Raw genomic sequence first — 15,115 nt, 5'->3', positions numbered from 1 at the left:
GGTTAATCCTTTTTCTCCTCATCCCATTCATTCTTTTTGATCATTTCGTGTTCAACATAGCCAAAAACGAGGTTGATAATTAGAATAAGTCCGCTAATAATTCCTAACTCTGTATACATTCCAAAACCAGCAAGACACCCGGTAGCAGCACTACACCAGACTGTAGCTGCAGTGGTAAGACCCTGAATTTTCCTCTTCTTTTCCAGAATAGTTCCTGCGCCAATAAATCCAATACCAACAACGATCTGGCCAAGTACCCGGGTGATATCTACCGACCCTTCGTTTTGAAACCTTTAAGCCATTAATATAAAGATCGCAGAGCCAAGTGCCACCAGAGCGTTGGTTTTCAATCCTGCACCTTTGCCCTGGATTTCCCGTTCATAGCCAATTACCAGTCCGGCGATTTTTGCAAGTACGACTCTAAGAGCAAATAGTTCCCAGTTCATATTTTATAAAATTCATTGCTTAAGTTTGTCATATGCAAAAGCTACCGTTAAAATGCGAGAAAAGACTTGAAAAAAGGAAATATGACAATTCCTTTAGAAGTCTTCCTTCAGAAATTGAAGGGGTAGATTTTTTTTCTAATGATTATCTTGGTTTTTCTTCTTCGGAAGTTGTTAGAAATAGGACTTCGGAAATAATGGATGTGCAAGCTTATAAAAATGGAGCTACCGGATCCAGACTTCTTTCTGGTAATCATCCATTATTCAGTAAAGCTGAAAAAATGATAGCTGATTTTCATGATGCTGAATCTGCTCTTATTTTCAATTCTGGTTACGATGCCAATCTGGGTTTTTTTTCCGCAGTACCGCAGAAGGGTGATATTATATTCTATGATGAGTTAAGTCACGCTTCTATCCGGGATGGTATTAGAATGAGCCTGGCGAAATCTTATAGATTTACTCATAACAGTCTGCAGGATCTTGATTCCAAACTGCGAAAATATGATAGTTCATCTAACGATTTTCAGCTTTATATAGTGACCGAATCTGTATTCTCTATGGACGGTGATATTCCAGATCTCGAAGGGCTGACTAAACTTTCCAAGAAGTATAATGCTTTGCTGGTTATAGACGAGGCTCATGCTACCGGCGTATTTGGAGAAAATGGTGTTGGTTTGGTACAGCAACTTGGTCTCGAAGAAAATGTATTTGCCAGAATTCAAACCTTCGGGAAGGCAATTGGAAGTCATGGTGCAGCTATCTTGGGAAGTGATCAGCTAAGAAATTACTTGATCAATTTTGCAAGAAGCTTTATTTATACCACCGCGCTATCACCGCATACCCTTGCTACTATTATTACAGTATATGAAAATCTACAATTGGATGTTGAGAACGTTACAAGATTACGTGCAAACATCAATTTCTTCAAAGCTGAACTTGATAGGAACGCGCTTACTAAAAGATTTATAAACAGCGATTCTTCTATACAAAGCTGCATCCTGCCAGGGAATGAACGGGTTAAGTCAATTGCTTTGCATTTACAAGAAAATGGCTTTGCGGTAAAACCCATATTATCGCCTACGGTTCCTTTGGGACAGGAAAGATTAAGGTTTTGTCTGCACGCCTATAATTCGAAGCAAGAAATTTCGGAGGTCTTGGAAAGGCTGGCTAACTTTGTGCAAAAATCAAATTAATGCCTGCTCATTATTTTATTACCGGAATTAGTACAGATGTTGGAAAGAGCATCGCAGCTGCAATGATCACTGAAGCTCTGGAAGCCGATTACTGGAAGCCTGTACAGGCAGGTGATCTTGATAATTCAGATACGCACAAGGTTGAGCGTTTGGTTAGTAACTCCAGGACGACTTTTCATAAGAATAGCTATGCTTTGAATAGTCCCATGAGTCCGCATGCTGCTGCTGAAATTGATTCAATAAATATCGATCTAAAGAAGATCAAAAGACCTAAAACCAATCGCGATCTCGTCATTGAAGGAGCTGGTGGATTGCTTGTGCCTTTAAATAACAAAAGCACAATTCTGGATCTTATTCAACCGGATGATTGCGTTATTCTGGTTTCCAGGCATTATTTGGGAAGTATAAATCATACTTTGTTAAGTATTGAAATGCTGAAATCACGCGGAATAGAAAATATTAAGATCATTTTTAGCGGGGATGAGAATCAAAGTACTGAACAGGCGATCCAGGATCATAGCGGTATTGAAGTACTGGGAAGAATTGAGCAGGAGCCATATTTTGATAAAAATGTAGTACTGGAATATGCTGAAAAATGGAAGGAGAAATTATGCAAGAAGTAGAAATTACATCGAGTCTTAAAGAAAGAGACAGCAAACATTTATGGCATCCACTTACACAGCATAAAGTATCTTCAGAAATGCTGCCAATTTCAAAAGCCAGCGGCGTCATACTTACTGATGATGAAGGTCGTGAGTATATAGACGGAATCTCATCCTGGTACACTGCAGTATATGGACATTGCAATCCCTATATCACAAATAAAGTTGCTGCGCAGATGCAGAATCTGGATCAGGTGGTTTTCAGCGGATTCACACACGAGCCGGCCATAGAGCTGTCTGAAGCATTGATAAAAATATTACCTGAAGGGCAGCAGAAACTGTTTTTCAACGATAATGGCTCCACAGCGACCGAGATCGGGATTAAAATGGCTTTGCAATATCATCATAACCTTGGAAATGATCGAAAAGTAATGCTGGCTTTTGAAAATGGATTCCATGGAGATACGTTTGGCGCAATGTCAGTCTCCGGACTCTCAGTTTACAATGGAGCTTTTGAAGATCATTTTATACGTGTAGAACGTATTCCGGTTCCAGATGGAACGAACAATATTGAAATTCTTGATCAATTAGAATCTATACTCAATAAGGAAAACATCGCTGGATTTATATATGAACCTTTAATTCAGGGCGCTGCAGCAATGAAGTTCCACGACGCTGAAGGATTGAATGCAATATTGAAACTTTGTCGTCAACATGAAGTTCTTCTGGTAGCAGATGAGGTGATGACCGGTTTTGGTAAAACAGGAACTTATTTTGCTTCAGATCATATCGAGGAAAAGCCAGATGTGATCTGCATGTCCAAAGCTCTTACGGCAGGCTTGCTGCCTATGGGACTAACTTCCTGTAATCAAAAGGTCTATGATGCCTTCTATTCAGATGAAATTGCGAAAGGTCTTTTTCACGGGCATACCTATACCGCGAATCCACTTGCGTGTACAGCGGCTCTGGCAGGGATAGAATTACTGACTTCCGAAGAAATTAAGCAGAACATTCACAGGATTTCTGAAAGTAATAAGCAGTTCGTTCGTGAATTGAAGCAAAAACAGCAAGTTCTCAACGCTCGCTCTATGGGTGTTATCCTCGCTTTTGAACTGAATGTGGAAATGGAGCGCTACGGGAATTTGAGAAACAGGCTTTTCAGGTTTTTTATGGAGATTGGGCTGTTTTTACGTCCGCTTGGGAATACGATCTATATCGTGCCGCCTTATGTTACTTCTGAAGAGCAGATTAAAAAGATCTATAAATTACTTAAGGAATGTATAGATCAATTTCAAGCGTAAATTAACGCTTGATAAGCTTTCCAAAACGACTATCCATATTATTTTTGCTTTAAAATAAGTCCTTGAAAAATCCAATTTCCATAGACGCGATCGCCAGTATTTCACCATTAGGAAGTTCTGCGGAAAAGATCTGGAATAATTATCTGCAAGACTCCCATCATTTTAGTAAAATAACAACGACTGAAAAATCCTGGTGGACAGGAGAATTACCGGAAGATATTAACAATCAATTACTGGAGCTTCAGCAGGAAGACTCCAAGTATCGCCATCTAGACCCTTCAGTTTTAATGGCAATTCTCACCGGTCGAAAACTAAAAAATGAACCGGGTTATGATAATAGCAATTACGGCTTGAACATTGGAAGCAGCCGTGGCGCAACAGAACTTTTTGAGAAGTATCATAAAGAATTTATAGAGACCGGAAAGGCATCTACCTATAGTTCTCCAACTACCACTTTGGGAAATATTTCCTCCTGGACTGCGCAGGATCTGCAACTGGAAGGTCCGGAGTTTTCTCATAGTATTACCTGTTCTACAGGAATGCATTCTATTTTGAATGCGATCGCCTGGTTGGAAAGTGGAATGCGAGAAAGCTTTATTGCCGGCGGTAGCGAAGCACCACTTACAGGTTTTACGCTTGCACAAATGGATGCCATGAAGATCTATGCACAAAGTGATGATGAATTTCCATGTAGATCGCTGGATATGGAAAAACAAAAGAATAGTATGATCTTAAGTGAGGCTGCGGGATTATTGTCTTTAAGTAAAAACCCTTCAGAAAAATCGCAAGCTGTTATTCGTGGAATTGGTTATGCCAATGAAGAATTAAAGCACGGTGCGTCGTTATCCCGGGAAGGTTTCTGTCTTCAGAAGAGTATGAAAATGGCAATTAAAGACACTTCTGAAGAAATTGATGCGATTGTAATGCATGCTCCTGGAACCATTGGTGGAGATCTGGCTGAAGTAAATGCGGTGAAGGCAATTTTTGGCAATGATCAACCAGCTATAACTTCCAACAAATGGAAGACCGGTCATAGTTTTGCTACTTCCGGAATTCTAAATATACAAATGGCGATATTAATGATTCAGCATCAGCAATTTATAGCTGTTCCTTTTTCAAAATTTCAGAAGAAACCCAGGCAATTAAAAAACATTCTGGTGAATTCTGTCGGTTTTGGCGGGAATGCGGTTTCCCTGCTAATTTCTGCAAATTGATATTGTTAGAAATCGCGTTCATAAAACTTATTGCAGCTTTACCCTTTAAAGCTTAGTTTTCTTTATTTTTGAATACAAATCGAATTACATGGCACTTAAACACGACTGGACGAAGGAAGAGATCCTCGATATATATAACAAACCATTTATGGATCTGCTTTACGAAGCTGCAAGCATTCACCGCGAGCATCATGATCCAAATACAGTACAGGTTTCAACCTTGCTTTCAATAAAAACCGGCGGTTGTCCTGAAGATTGCGGATACTGTCCACAAGCGGCCCGTTATCATACAGATATTGAAGGGAATGACCTTATGAGTGTAAACCAGGTGAAAGCCCAGGCGTTGCGCGCTAAAGCTTCTGGAAGTTCCAGAGTTTGTATGGGTGCAGCCTGGAGAAACGTAAAAGATGGGGAAGAGTTTGACAATGTTCTGGAAATGGTAAGAAGTATCAATAAACTTGATATGGAGGTTTGCTGTACACTGGGAATGCTTACTGAAAACCAGGCAGCAAGATTAGCAGAAGCCGGACTTTATGCTTACAATCACAATTTAGATACATCAGAAGATTACTATAAAGAAGTAATTTCTACACGTGGTTTTGATGATAGAGTTGCTACGATCGATAATGTTCGTAAAACGAATGTGACCGTTTGCAGCGGAGGGATCATTGGAATGGGAGAAAGTCCTGCCGACCGTGCAGGAATGCTGGTTGCGCTGGCAACGCTTAATCCACAGCCGGAATCTGTTCCAATCAATGCGCTTGTTCCAGTAGAAGGAACTCCAATGGAAGAACAGGAACCAGTGCCTATCTGGGATATGATCAGGATGGTGGCAACCACCAGGATCGTAATGCCAGAAACACAGGTGAGACTTTCTGCTGGAAGAACTCAGATGAGCAGAGAGGGACAGGCAATGTGCTTTTTTGCCGGAGCAAATTCCATTTTTGCCGGAGATAAATTGCTAACAACTCCAAATCCGGATGTAAATGAGGATATGGAAATGTTTAAAATGCTTGGGTTAAATCCGCAAAAACCTTTTGTTAAGAAATCTCAGCCTGAAAGTGTTGCAGCTGAAAATTCTCAATTTCAGAGTCAGAATGAGAAACCAAAATGGTCCCGACCAGGACACAAGATCGAGCGAAATCTTGAAGCTCAGCAAAAGGCAAAAACCAAAGTTTAATTAACGAATATCTATTGAAACTGGATCTCCAAAATATTCCCAGGCGAAGCAATCTTTCAAAAGAAGATTTTCACCGGGAATATTTTGAACCCAGAACGCCGGTTATTATTGAGGATCTTAGCCAGGATTGGCCTGCTCGTAAAAAATGGAATTTCGATTATTTCAAAGAGAAAGCGGGAGAAATAATCGTTCCCTTGTATGACGGCAAACCCGCCAGCGGTCGTTCTAATTCTCATGGTCCTGCTCGAAAAATACCTTTTAAAGATTATATAGATATCCTACAAGATGGTCCTTCAGACCTTAGGATGTTCTTCTTCAATTTACTTCAGAACTGCCCTGATCTTATTAATGATTTTAAGTATCCGGAACTGGGAATCAAATTCTTCAAGAAGCTTCCTGTATTATTTGTTGGAGGAGAAGGTTCTAAGGTTGTTATGCATTACGACATGGATCTGGCTAATAATTTCCATTTCAACTTTGCGGGTAGAAAGCGCATTATCCTGTATCCGCCAGATCAAACAGGTTTATTATACAAGGTGCCTTATTCCATAGTAAGTATGGAGATCATTGATATGGATGATCCAGATCTGCAAAAATATCCTGCTTTAGCAAAAGCCAGAGGTTTTGAGTGTACTTTAGAACACGGAGACGCGCTATATATTCCCAGTCACTGGTGGCACTGGGTGAAATATGAAACCCCAAGCCTTTCGCTTACTCTTAGATCGCTGCCAACTAAACCATCAGATCTGGGAGAGGTTATATCTAATCTTCTATTTATGCGGAATTATGATAATTTGATGCGTAAATTGAAGGGTCAGAAATGGATAGACTATAAAAACCGCAAGGCAATTGAGCGTACAAATCGCTATGCCGGTATTAATTGAAGGATGAATTTATGAGACTTGAGAACATACCGAAGGTTAAGACCATTTCTAAAGCAGATTTTGTGCGAGATTATGTTCGACCGCAAAAGCCAGTAGTTATCGAACGTTTGATCGAGGATTGGCCTGCTTACGAAAAATGGAATCTGCAGTATATAAGTGATGTTGCCGGGGACAAGGAAGTGCCATTGTATGATGATCGCCCAATTAGTTCAGAATTTAAATTCAACGAGCCGCATACTAAAATGAAAATGCGGGATTATGTAGATCTTTTAAAGTCAGAACCTACGAATTACCGAATATTTCTATATCATTTAATGAAGGAGGTCCCGTCCCTTCAGAAAGATTTCAAGTTTCCGGATATGGGTCTACGTTTTTTAAAGCAATTACCCATGCTCTTTTTTGGAGGAGAGAATAGTAAGGTGTTTATGCATTATGACATAGACTATGCGAATATTCTCCATTTTCATTTCCACGGAACAAAGCGTTGTATCTTATTTCCACCCTCTGAAAGTATATATCTATATAAGGTGCCACACGCTTTGATAAGCCGCGAGGATATAGATTTTACGAATCCGGATTATGACAAATTTCCTGCGCTTAAGGAAGCCACAGGCTTCGTTACAGAACTTAAACACGGAGAGACTTTGTATATGCCTGAAGGTTACTGGCACCATATGACCTATCTTACTGCCGGTTTTTCCATGAGTTTACGGGCAACTCCAAGAACGCTTACAAACTTTTCCAAGGCTATATACAACCTTGTTTTTATGAGGCATTTTGATAATTATATGCGAAAATTACGCGGACAAAAATGGATCGATTACAAGAATGAGCAAGCTATCAGGAATACGCATAGCAAAAATAAGATCGACTAAAGTATTTCCTGGATGGAGTCAAAAACAAGGGAAGACTCATAACCCTTGCGCATTAGATGATCTGCCAGCTTACCTTTTCTTTTGTATTCATTTGGTTCGTTGATCTTCTCAAGTTTCTTTTCAGCAAGTTCAAAAAGCGTTGTACGATAATCAGATTCTTTGATTTCGGTAAGTCCCATTTTAATGATAGGCGACGAAATTCCCCTTTTCTTCAATTCCTGAGTGATCTTAATACGGCCCCATTTTTTAATTCTGAATTTTCCTCTTACAAAGCTTCTGGCAAAACGTTCTTCGTTTAGAAAGCCTTCTTGCATGAGTTCTATGATGATCTTTTCCTTTGCGGCGTCGATCATATGCATTTCATTCAATTTGTCTTCTACTTCCTTCTGAGAGCGATCTCTGTAAGCGCAGAAATGCATCAGCTTCTGTAAAGCTTCGCTTACACTATAAGATTTGAATTTATGCTTCATTTCGGGACAGGTATCTTTTCAATTGAAACGCCCAGTAAATGATAGTAATTAAAAACCAGATTGAAAATAGCGCAACTTCCGCAGGGATTAGATAATACGTATCACCTAAATTGAAGGTAATAATCTCCCCATAGAAGGCAAACCCCAGGATTAGGGTAACACTGCTTACAAGAAGAGGAAATTTTCTCATGTTTCAAATATAGAATTTTGAACTCTAATTGCTAAAAATTAAAAGTTCAAACATAAAAAAACCTTCCTGGAAGGAAGGTTTCATAATACTTATTTGATTGTACTATTTGGCTTTTTTGTTCAGTCGGCTTTCTGCTAGTTTGTCGAGCTTCTCGTCGGCTTTATATTCTTCGTCAAGTGTTTTCTGTAGTTTTTTAGCGATGCTATCGTAGCCGAGTTCCTTAGCATATCGAACTACGGTGCCGTAGCCTGCGATCTCGTAGTGTTCCACTCTCTGCGCGTCGGCAATTAGACCTGCGTCACGCACAGGTTTCTCAGCATCTTCTTTTAGAAACGCTTCAGCTTCAGCAATAAGACCTTTCATTGCTTTGCAGGTTTCCCCGGTTGGTTTCATTTCGAGTTCCTTGCAAACTTCTTCCAGGCGTTGTTGGTGTTCCCTGGTTTCTTCCAAGTGTGCTTCAAATGCTTTCTTCAGCTTAGCATCGGTAGCATTTTCAGCCATCTTAGGAAGAGCTTTTAATAATTGGGTTTCTGCACTGTAGAGATCCTTCAGTTGGTGTTCGAATAAATCTTTTAAATTTTTCATGATTAATTTTAAATGGTTAATAAGATAAAATTAAGCGGAAGAATAAATGGCTGTAGTTAAACCAATGCCAAAGAATTGTTGCTCAAATGCCAATTGGCAATTTCAGAATAGGGCATAAAAAAACGCCTTCCAATTGCTTGAAAGGCGTTCTTGTTATTGGATCACTTTCCCGTCATTATCGTGAAAGTGGTACTCTAAATACGTGTAAGCATCGCGAGGTAAAATTTTCACCCACCTTTTGTGGTCAACAAACCACTTGGAGCGGGGAGATGGAAAGCCTTTAGTTAAAAAGGCTGCAATAAAAGGATGTGCGCTAAGGGTGATCTTTTTATGATCTTTCTTGATAAGCTTTTCAAGATCGACTTTGATCTTATTCACCAAACTAATTGGTGCTTCGATCTCGCCGTTTCCGTTTGGATTATCCTCACGGGTCTTGATATTCATTTCAGGCCTTACGCGTTGTCTGGTAATTTGTATCAATCCGAATTTACTCGGAGGTAGAATCTTGTGCTTAGCACGGTCATCACTCATTTCATTACGCAGGTGATCATAGAGTTTCTTTCTGTTTTCGGCTTTGTTCATGTCTATAAAGTCCACTACAATGATACCACCCATGTCACGCAAGCGTAACTGCCGGGCAATTTCTGTGGCACTTATCATGTTAACCTCTAACGCAGTGTCTTCCTGGTTTTTGGATTTATTGGAACGGTTACCGGAGTTTACGTCAACGACGTGCATAGCTTCAGTATGTTCAATTACCAGATAGGCGCCTTTACTCATAGATACGGTGCGCCCAAAGGAAGTTTTTATTTGTCTCTCGATACCGTGTTTTTCGAAAATGGGTTGATTGGATTGATGCAACTTTACGATTGATTCTTTTTCTGGAGCGATTTCGCTCACATAATCTTTGATTTGCGTATAAAGTGTTTCATCATCCACGCAAATGGAAGTAAACGAATCATTGAATATATCTCTTAACAATGAAGAGGCTCTGTTCAATTCTCCCAGTACTTTCGACGGGTGATGAGGTTTATACAATTTTTTACACATTCCTGTCCAGCGACCAACTAAATTCTGTAGGTCTCTGTCCAGTTCTGCTACTTTCTTGCCTTCAGCTACGGTTCTAACAATTACACCAAAACCTTTAGGTTTGATGCTTTTTACCAGTCTCTTTAAACGTTCCTTTTCTTCTTTGCTTTCAATTTTTTGAGAAACTGAAACCCTGTTTGAAAAAGGTACGAGAACGATATAACGCCCTGGCAGGGATAGCTCTGAGCTAATCCTGGGGCCTTTCGTGGAGATTGGTTCTTTAACTATTTGAACCAGTAGAGATTGATTGGATTTTAGGACATCGGCAATAGAGCCGTTTTTGTCTATATCCTTTTCAATAGAAAAATTCTTTAAAGAATAATCTTTTAGTTTACCTGTGCTTACACGTTTGATGAACTTTACCAGAGAAGAGATCTGAGGTCCCAGATCATGATAGTGTAAAAAACCATCTTTCTCATAGCCAACATTTACAAATGCGGCATTTAACCCAGGAACAGCTTTTCGAATCTTGGCAATATAAATATCACCAACATTGAATTTGGTGCTGTCCTCCTCTTTGTTAAGTTCAATAAGTTTTCCATCTTTTAATAAGGCAAAATCTACAGCAGAAGGTTCGGACCGGATAATTAGTTCTTTGTCCACACTTCCAGATTTTATATCCATACCTGTAATAATTACAGACATAGATGGATTAAACATTATTTTTTCACAGGTTTTGAATCCTGAAGAAACCTTTTTAGCAAAACTCGTTTGCTGAAGGTTTCAATTTCAAAGAACGATTGTAATTAAATAAAAAAAGTAGTTGTCACACTACTTTTTCTTGTGGCGATTAGCTCTTCTTCTCTTTTTACGCTTGTGCGTAGCCACCTTATGTCTTTTTCTTTTTTTACCACTTGGCATAGTGCAATGTCATTTAAATTAATACTTATTTCTTGGAAAGACCGGGTCGTCCGGTATTTCAATTTACTTTACCTCAACATTTGATTTAACTCCTTCTACAAAAATCTTTGCAGGTTTAAATGCAGGAATGTTGTGAGCAGGAATTTTAATGGTCGTGTTCTTGGAAATGTTTCTTCCAGTTTTTTCAGCTCTGGTCTTTACAACAAAACTTCCAAAACCACGAAGATAAACGTTATCTCCACTTTCTAGCGAAGTTTTAACCTCATCCATAAAAGATTCTATAGTAGCTTGTACGTCTGCCTTTTCCATTCCCAGTTTTTCTGAAATGTTTGCTACAATATCTGCTTTCGTCATTTTCGTGCTATTTAAATTTAATTATTGGGGTTCAATTTTTCAAGGGGGCAAATATAAGAATTAAATCTGCAATATTTCAAACCTAATCCACTAATAATAACGGAATAAACCTCTATTATTGCGGAGATTCATAATTTACTATGGTTTTTTCCAAAAGACTGAAGCAATGGTATTTGCAAAACAAACGCGACTTACCATGGAGATCTACTCAGGATCCCTATAAAATCTGGCTTAGCGAAATAATAATGCAACAAACACGGGTTGAACAGGGTTTGCCCTATTACCTGCGTTTTACTGAAGCATATCCTAATGTCCATGCCTTGGCCAATGCCCCGGAGCAGGAGGTGTTAAAACTATGGCAGGGATTGGGTTATTATTCGAGAGCTAGAAACCTGCATACTACAGCGATTAGGGTCTCTAAAGAACTGGAGGGGAATTTTCCAGATCATTATAAAGAACTTAAGACATTAAAAGGTGTTGGTGATTATACAGCCAGTGCTATCGCATCCTTTTGTTTCAACGAACCGGTTGCTGTCGTAGATGGGAATGTATACCGGGTTTTATCCAGAATTTTTGGAGTGGAAACTCCTATTAATAGTACACCAGGAATCAAAGAATTTAAAGCATTAGCGCAGGAGCTTATAGATCATAAGGATCCGGCTACTTTTAACCAGGCGATCATGGAATTTGGCGCCATTCAATGCAAGCCTCAAAATCCTTTGTGTGAGACCTGTCCTTTTAATGATGTATGTCTGGCTTTGAAGAATAATCAAATCAAGGAGCTGCCTGTAAAGATTAGGAAAACAAAGATCAGGCATCGATACTTTAATTATTTGGTTCCTCACTTCAGGGGTGAGCAGACCATTCTTGAAGAACGAAAAGGAAAGGGAATCTGGTCCGGACTTTATCAATTTCCGCTTGTAGAGACGATTAAACCGGTTGGTTATGCAGAGCTTATAGATACAGAGAATTTTCAGGAACTCGTAGGGGGTCAAAATTTTGAGCTAGATATATATAATGAGAAGGAGGTTGTCCATAAACTATCTCATCAACATCTGCACACAAACTTCTGGACTGTGAATATTGATGCTGAAAGCCTCGAATCCATCAATTTCAATGACCTGAAGGATTATCCAGTACCGGTACTTATAGAAAATTTTTTAAATGAGTTCCTTCCGGAGGATTATAAATAGATGCTTGTTTATATCTTTGCTCGTTTTTGCCTTTGTGGCGAAAAAAAATTAGTATTTTAGAATAAATTTAGTCTTACTAAGCCTTTGTTGGCTTCAAAATTATACTGAAATGACAGGTACATTGAACAAGGTAATGTTGATTGGGCATACAGGAGATGACGTGAAAATGCATTATTTTGAAGGTGGAGGATCGCTGGGGCGTTTTCCAATTGCTACGAACGAAAGCTACACCAACAAGACAACTGGTGAACGAGTAACTAATACTGAGTGGCACAACGTAGTTGTTAGGAATAAAGCTGCAGAGATCTGTGAAAAATACCTGAAAAAAGGAGACAAGGTTTATATCGAAGGTCGTATAAAGACCCGTAAATGGCAGGATGATTCTGGAAGCGAGCGATATTCTACAGAAATCCATTGTACAGAATTCACTTTTCTCACTCCTAAAAATGAAAGTTCTGCAGAGCCATCTACTGGAAATCAGCAAATGAGTCAGAATAGACCTGCGCAGCAGCAACAACCGGCGACTCAAAGTCCCGGAAGTAGAAATGAACCTTATAACCAGACAGAAGAAGAGGACGATTTACCCTTCTAAGTTTAACTAAAATTTCAGCCTTTGGATTCGGAACCTCCCAGTTTGCTTTTGTTTCTAGCCTCAATGGGAATTACCCAGCTTATCAGCCTGATAACTTTATTCGTGCTATTATTATGTTCTGCGATGATCTCTGGAGCAGAAGTAGCATTCTTTTCACTTACCCCCGCGAATTTCATTACTGAAGATGGGAAGAGGTCAAAGACACAGAATATAGTCATCAGTCTGCTTGAAAAACCTAAAAAATTACTGGCTACGATTCTTGTGGCTAATAATTTTATCAATATTGCCATTGTTCTGCTATTCGATAGTCTTACCGATGATATCTTCGGAAGGATGAATACCACATATTTTGGCATTGATCTGCGATTTATATTTGAAGTAGGTCTGGTAACATTCCTGATTTTGTTATTTGGAGAGATCCTTCCGAAGGTATATGCGAGTAGAAATAAGGTGCAGTTTTCCAATTTTATGGCTTATCCTATTAATATTCTGGATACGCTATTTTCGCCTTTAAGCACCCCAATGAGGGCCATAACGCTCTATTTTCATGATAAATTTGGGAAACAACGTTCTTTTATAAGCATTGATCATCTTTCCCAGGCGCTGGAACTTACCAGCGAAGAGGATACAACCCGGGAAGAACAGAAAATCCTGCAAGGTATCGTTAGCTTCGGAAATACAGATACTAAGCAGGTGATGCGTCCAAGAATGGACATTTTCGCCCTGAATGAAGAAAGTCCTTACGACGAAATAATTCCTGAGATTATTGAAAACGGTTATTCCAGGATTCCGGTCTTCCGAGAAAATGTAGATAATGTTATTGGGATTCTGTATATCAAAGATCTGTTGCCTTATTTAAATGACAAGAAATTCGTCTGGACGAGTTTGCTTCGTGAACCTTATTTTGTTCCTGAGAATAAAAAACTCGACGATCTCTTGAATGATTTCAAAAACAAGAAGAATCATCTTGCTATTGTTGTGGATGAGTATGGTGGAACCAGCGGACTTATTTCCCTGGAAGATATAATAGAAGAGATTGTTGGTGATATTAGTGATGAATTTGATGACGAAGACCTTATCTATTCTAAACTCGACGAAAATAACTTCGTCTTTGAAGGGAAAACTCCGCTTAAAGATTTTTACAAAATCACCAAAATCGAAGATCCTACGGTTTTCGAAGATCAAAAAGGAGAGGCAGATACTTTGGCTGGATTCTTACTTGAGATCTCCGGAGGTTTTCCAAAGAAAAATGACGACATCATATTCCTGAATTATACGTTCTCAATTGAAGTGATCGACGATAAAAGGATCAAGCAAATCAAGTTGAACATTGCTCCTGTATGAGAAAATTGTTCTTTATAATAAGTCTCTTGTTTTTAGTTGGTTCCTGTCAGGACCAGGTACAACCAAAACCAAAAGCCTTCCTTGCGCTGGAGTATCCCGATGCACACTATGAACAGGTTATTATTGGTTGCCCGTACACATTTGAGAAAAACATTGACGCTCGAATTTCGCCTTCAAGAAATAAAATTCCGTGTTGGATCAACATTAATTATGATGCTATGAATGGGGTGATTTTTCTTACATATCAGCCTGTTCGAAATAATCTGGATTCTTTACTTACCGATGCCCAGAAACTACCATTACAACATACTGTAAAAGCAGATGCTATAGAAGGGGATGTGTACACGAACGACCTGCATAAAACCTACGGCATGTTATATGAGGTAGAAGGTAACGCCGCCTCCCAGGCGCAGTTTTACCTGACAGATAGTACAGATCATTTTATTACTGGTTCTGTGTACTTCAATAGTTTGCCGAATTATGATTCCATTGTTCCTGCGGCTAATTACCTCAAAGAGGATATTAGACATTTAATGGAAAGTCTTCAGTGGAATTGATATTTTATTGATACTTCACCGGTATATTTCTTAATTATTTAGCAAAAAAGGTCTTATATTGTTAATGTAACCATAAATACATTAATTATGAGGCAATTTTATTTGGTATCTCTCAGGTTAATTCTCTTTCTGCTTACCCCAACAATATGTGTGCACAGGAAGTGCTGGAGGGTAAGACCATTAACTAA

Annotated in this window: 16 protein-coding genes and 1 pseudogene; 11 read left to right on the top strand and 6 right to left on the bottom strand. The window is 39.1% G+C overall.

The features are described from left to right. Nucleotides 1-2: 2 nt before the first annotated feature. Nucleotides 3-446: pseudogene (locus tag ACSHZO_RS04910) on the bottom strand (MgtC/SapB family protein). 32 nt (nt 447-478) lie between these two features. On the opposite strand from ACSHZO_RS04910, the gene ACSHZO_RS04905 reads away from it, so the two are divergent. From ACSHZO_RS04905 to ACSHZO_RS04875, 7 genes are all read left to right on the top strand, one after another. Continuing rightward, on the top strand, nt 479-1,636 hold the full coding sequence (locus ACSHZO_RS04905) for an aminotransferase class I/II-fold pyridoxal phosphate-dependent enzyme (protein ID WP_298245978.1): 1,158 nt from the start codon (nt 479-481) through the stop codon (nt 1,634-1,636). Further along, a complete protein-coding gene (gene bioD / locus ACSHZO_RS04900) occupies nt 1,636-2,259 on the top strand; it encodes a dethiobiotin synthase (RefSeq protein WP_298245979.1) in 624 nt (207 codons plus the stop codon). The genes ACSHZO_RS04905 and bioD overlap by 1 nt, the downstream gene beginning before the upstream one ends. Continuing rightward, nucleotides 2,247-3,539, top strand: a complete 1,293-nt coding sequence (gene bioA, locus ACSHZO_RS04895; protein ID WP_298245980.1) for an adenosylmethionine--8-amino-7-oxononanoate transaminase — start codon at nt 2,247-2,249, stop codon at nt 3,537-3,539. Before bioD ends, bioA begins: the two co-directional genes overlap by 13 nt. A 62-nt stretch (nt 3,540-3,601) precedes the next feature. After that, nucleotides 3,602-4,753, top strand: a complete 1,152-nt coding sequence (locus ACSHZO_RS04890; protein ID WP_298245981.1) for a beta-ketoacyl synthase N-terminal-like domain-containing protein — start codon at nt 3,602-3,604, stop codon at nt 4,751-4,753. An 88-nt stretch (nt 4,754-4,841) separates the two neighbouring features. Further along, the gene (bioB, locus tag ACSHZO_RS04885) at nt 4,842-5,933 is read left to right on the top strand and encodes a biotin synthase BioB (RefSeq protein WP_298245982.1); all 1,092 of its coding nucleotides are present in this window, start codon (nt 4,842-4,844) and stop codon (nt 5,931-5,933) included. Nucleotides 5,934-5,947: 14 nt separating this feature from the next. After that, nucleotides 5,948-6,817 carry a cupin-like domain-containing protein gene (locus ACSHZO_RS04880; protein WP_298245983.1) on the top strand — a complete coding sequence of 290 codons (870 nt, stop codon included), beginning with the start codon at nt 5,948-5,950 and terminating at the stop codon, nt 6,815-6,817. Between the two features lie 11 nt (nt 6,818-6,828). Beyond that, nucleotides 6,829-7,692: a cupin-like domain-containing protein gene (locus ACSHZO_RS04875; RefSeq protein ID WP_298245984.1), complete on the top strand. Its 864-nt coding sequence runs from the start codon at nt 6,829-6,831 to the stop codon at nt 7,690-7,692. Here ACSHZO_RS04875 and ACSHZO_RS04870 read toward each other — a convergent pair. The 5 genes from ACSHZO_RS04870 to ACSHZO_RS04850 all read right to left on the bottom strand — a co-directional run bounded on the left by ACSHZO_RS04870 (nt 7,689) and on the right by ACSHZO_RS04850 (nt 11,241). After that, a complete protein-coding gene (locus ACSHZO_RS04870) occupies nt 7,689-8,162 on the bottom strand; it encodes a regulatory protein RecX (RefSeq protein ID WP_298245985.1) in 474 nt (157 codons plus the stop codon). The genes ACSHZO_RS04875 and ACSHZO_RS04870 overlap by 4 nt on opposite strands. Next, nucleotides 8,152-8,352 carry a hypothetical protein gene (locus ACSHZO_RS04865; protein ID WP_298245986.1) on the bottom strand — a complete coding sequence of 67 codons (201 nt, stop codon included), beginning with the start codon at nt 8,350-8,352 and terminating at the stop codon, nt 8,152-8,154. Before ACSHZO_RS04865 ends, ACSHZO_RS04870 begins: the two co-directional genes overlap by 11 nt. Before the next feature lie 102 nt (nt 8,353-8,454). Continuing rightward, nucleotides 8,455-8,937, bottom strand: a complete 483-nt coding sequence (locus tag ACSHZO_RS04860) for a ferritin-like domain-containing protein (protein ID WP_298245987.1) — start codon at nt 8,935-8,937, stop codon at nt 8,455-8,457. Nucleotides 8,938-9,090: 153 nt separating this feature from the next. After that, nucleotides 9,091-10,629, bottom strand: coding sequence for an Rne/Rng family ribonuclease (locus tag ACSHZO_RS04855; RefSeq protein WP_141879263.1), 1,539 nt, complete (start codon nt 10,627-10,629; stop codon nt 9,091-9,093). A 321-nt stretch (nt 10,630-10,950) separates the two neighbouring features. Further along, nucleotides 10,951-11,241: an HU family DNA-binding protein gene (locus ACSHZO_RS04850; protein ID WP_026913962.1), complete on the bottom strand. Its 291-nt coding sequence runs from the start codon at nt 11,239-11,241 to the stop codon at nt 10,951-10,953. 140 nt (nt 11,242-11,381) lie between these two features. Here ACSHZO_RS04850 and mutY point away from each other — a divergent pair, with 140 nt between their 5' ends. The 4 genes from mutY to gldD all read left to right on the top strand — a co-directional run bounded on the left by mutY (nt 11,382) and on the right by gldD (nt 14,927). Then, entirely contained in the window at nt 11,382-12,434 is a 1,053-nt protein-coding gene (gene mutY / locus ACSHZO_RS04845; RefSeq protein ID WP_298245988.1) for an A/G-specific adenine glycosylase, read from the top strand. A 109-nt stretch (nt 12,435-12,543) separates the two neighbouring features. Next, a complete protein-coding gene (locus ACSHZO_RS04840) occupies nt 12,544-13,026 on the top strand; it encodes a single-stranded DNA-binding protein (protein WP_141879004.1) in 483 nt (160 codons plus the stop codon). A gap of 21 nt (nt 13,027-13,047) precedes the next feature. Beyond that, nucleotides 13,048-14,370, top strand: a complete 1,323-nt coding sequence (locus ACSHZO_RS04835) for a gliding motility-associated protein GldE (protein WP_298245989.1) — start codon at nt 13,048-13,050, stop codon at nt 14,368-14,370. Beyond that, nucleotides 14,367-14,927, top strand: coding sequence for a gliding motility lipoprotein GldD (gene gldD / locus ACSHZO_RS04830; RefSeq protein ID WP_298245990.1), 561 nt, complete (start codon nt 14,367-14,369; stop codon nt 14,925-14,927). Before ACSHZO_RS04835 ends, gldD begins: the two co-directional genes overlap by 4 nt. Nucleotides 14,928-15,115: the final 188 nt, after the last annotated feature.

It is taken from the genome of Christiangramia sp. 3-2217-3z (assembly GCF_051195275.1).
In the GTDB taxonomy this organism is placed as follows: Bacteria; Bacteroidota; Bacteroidia; order Flavobacteriales; family Flavobacteriaceae; genus Christiangramia; species Christiangramia marina.
The sequence above is the reverse complement of the archived record's forward strand: the minus strand, read 5'-3'. Positions and strand labels throughout refer to the sequence as shown.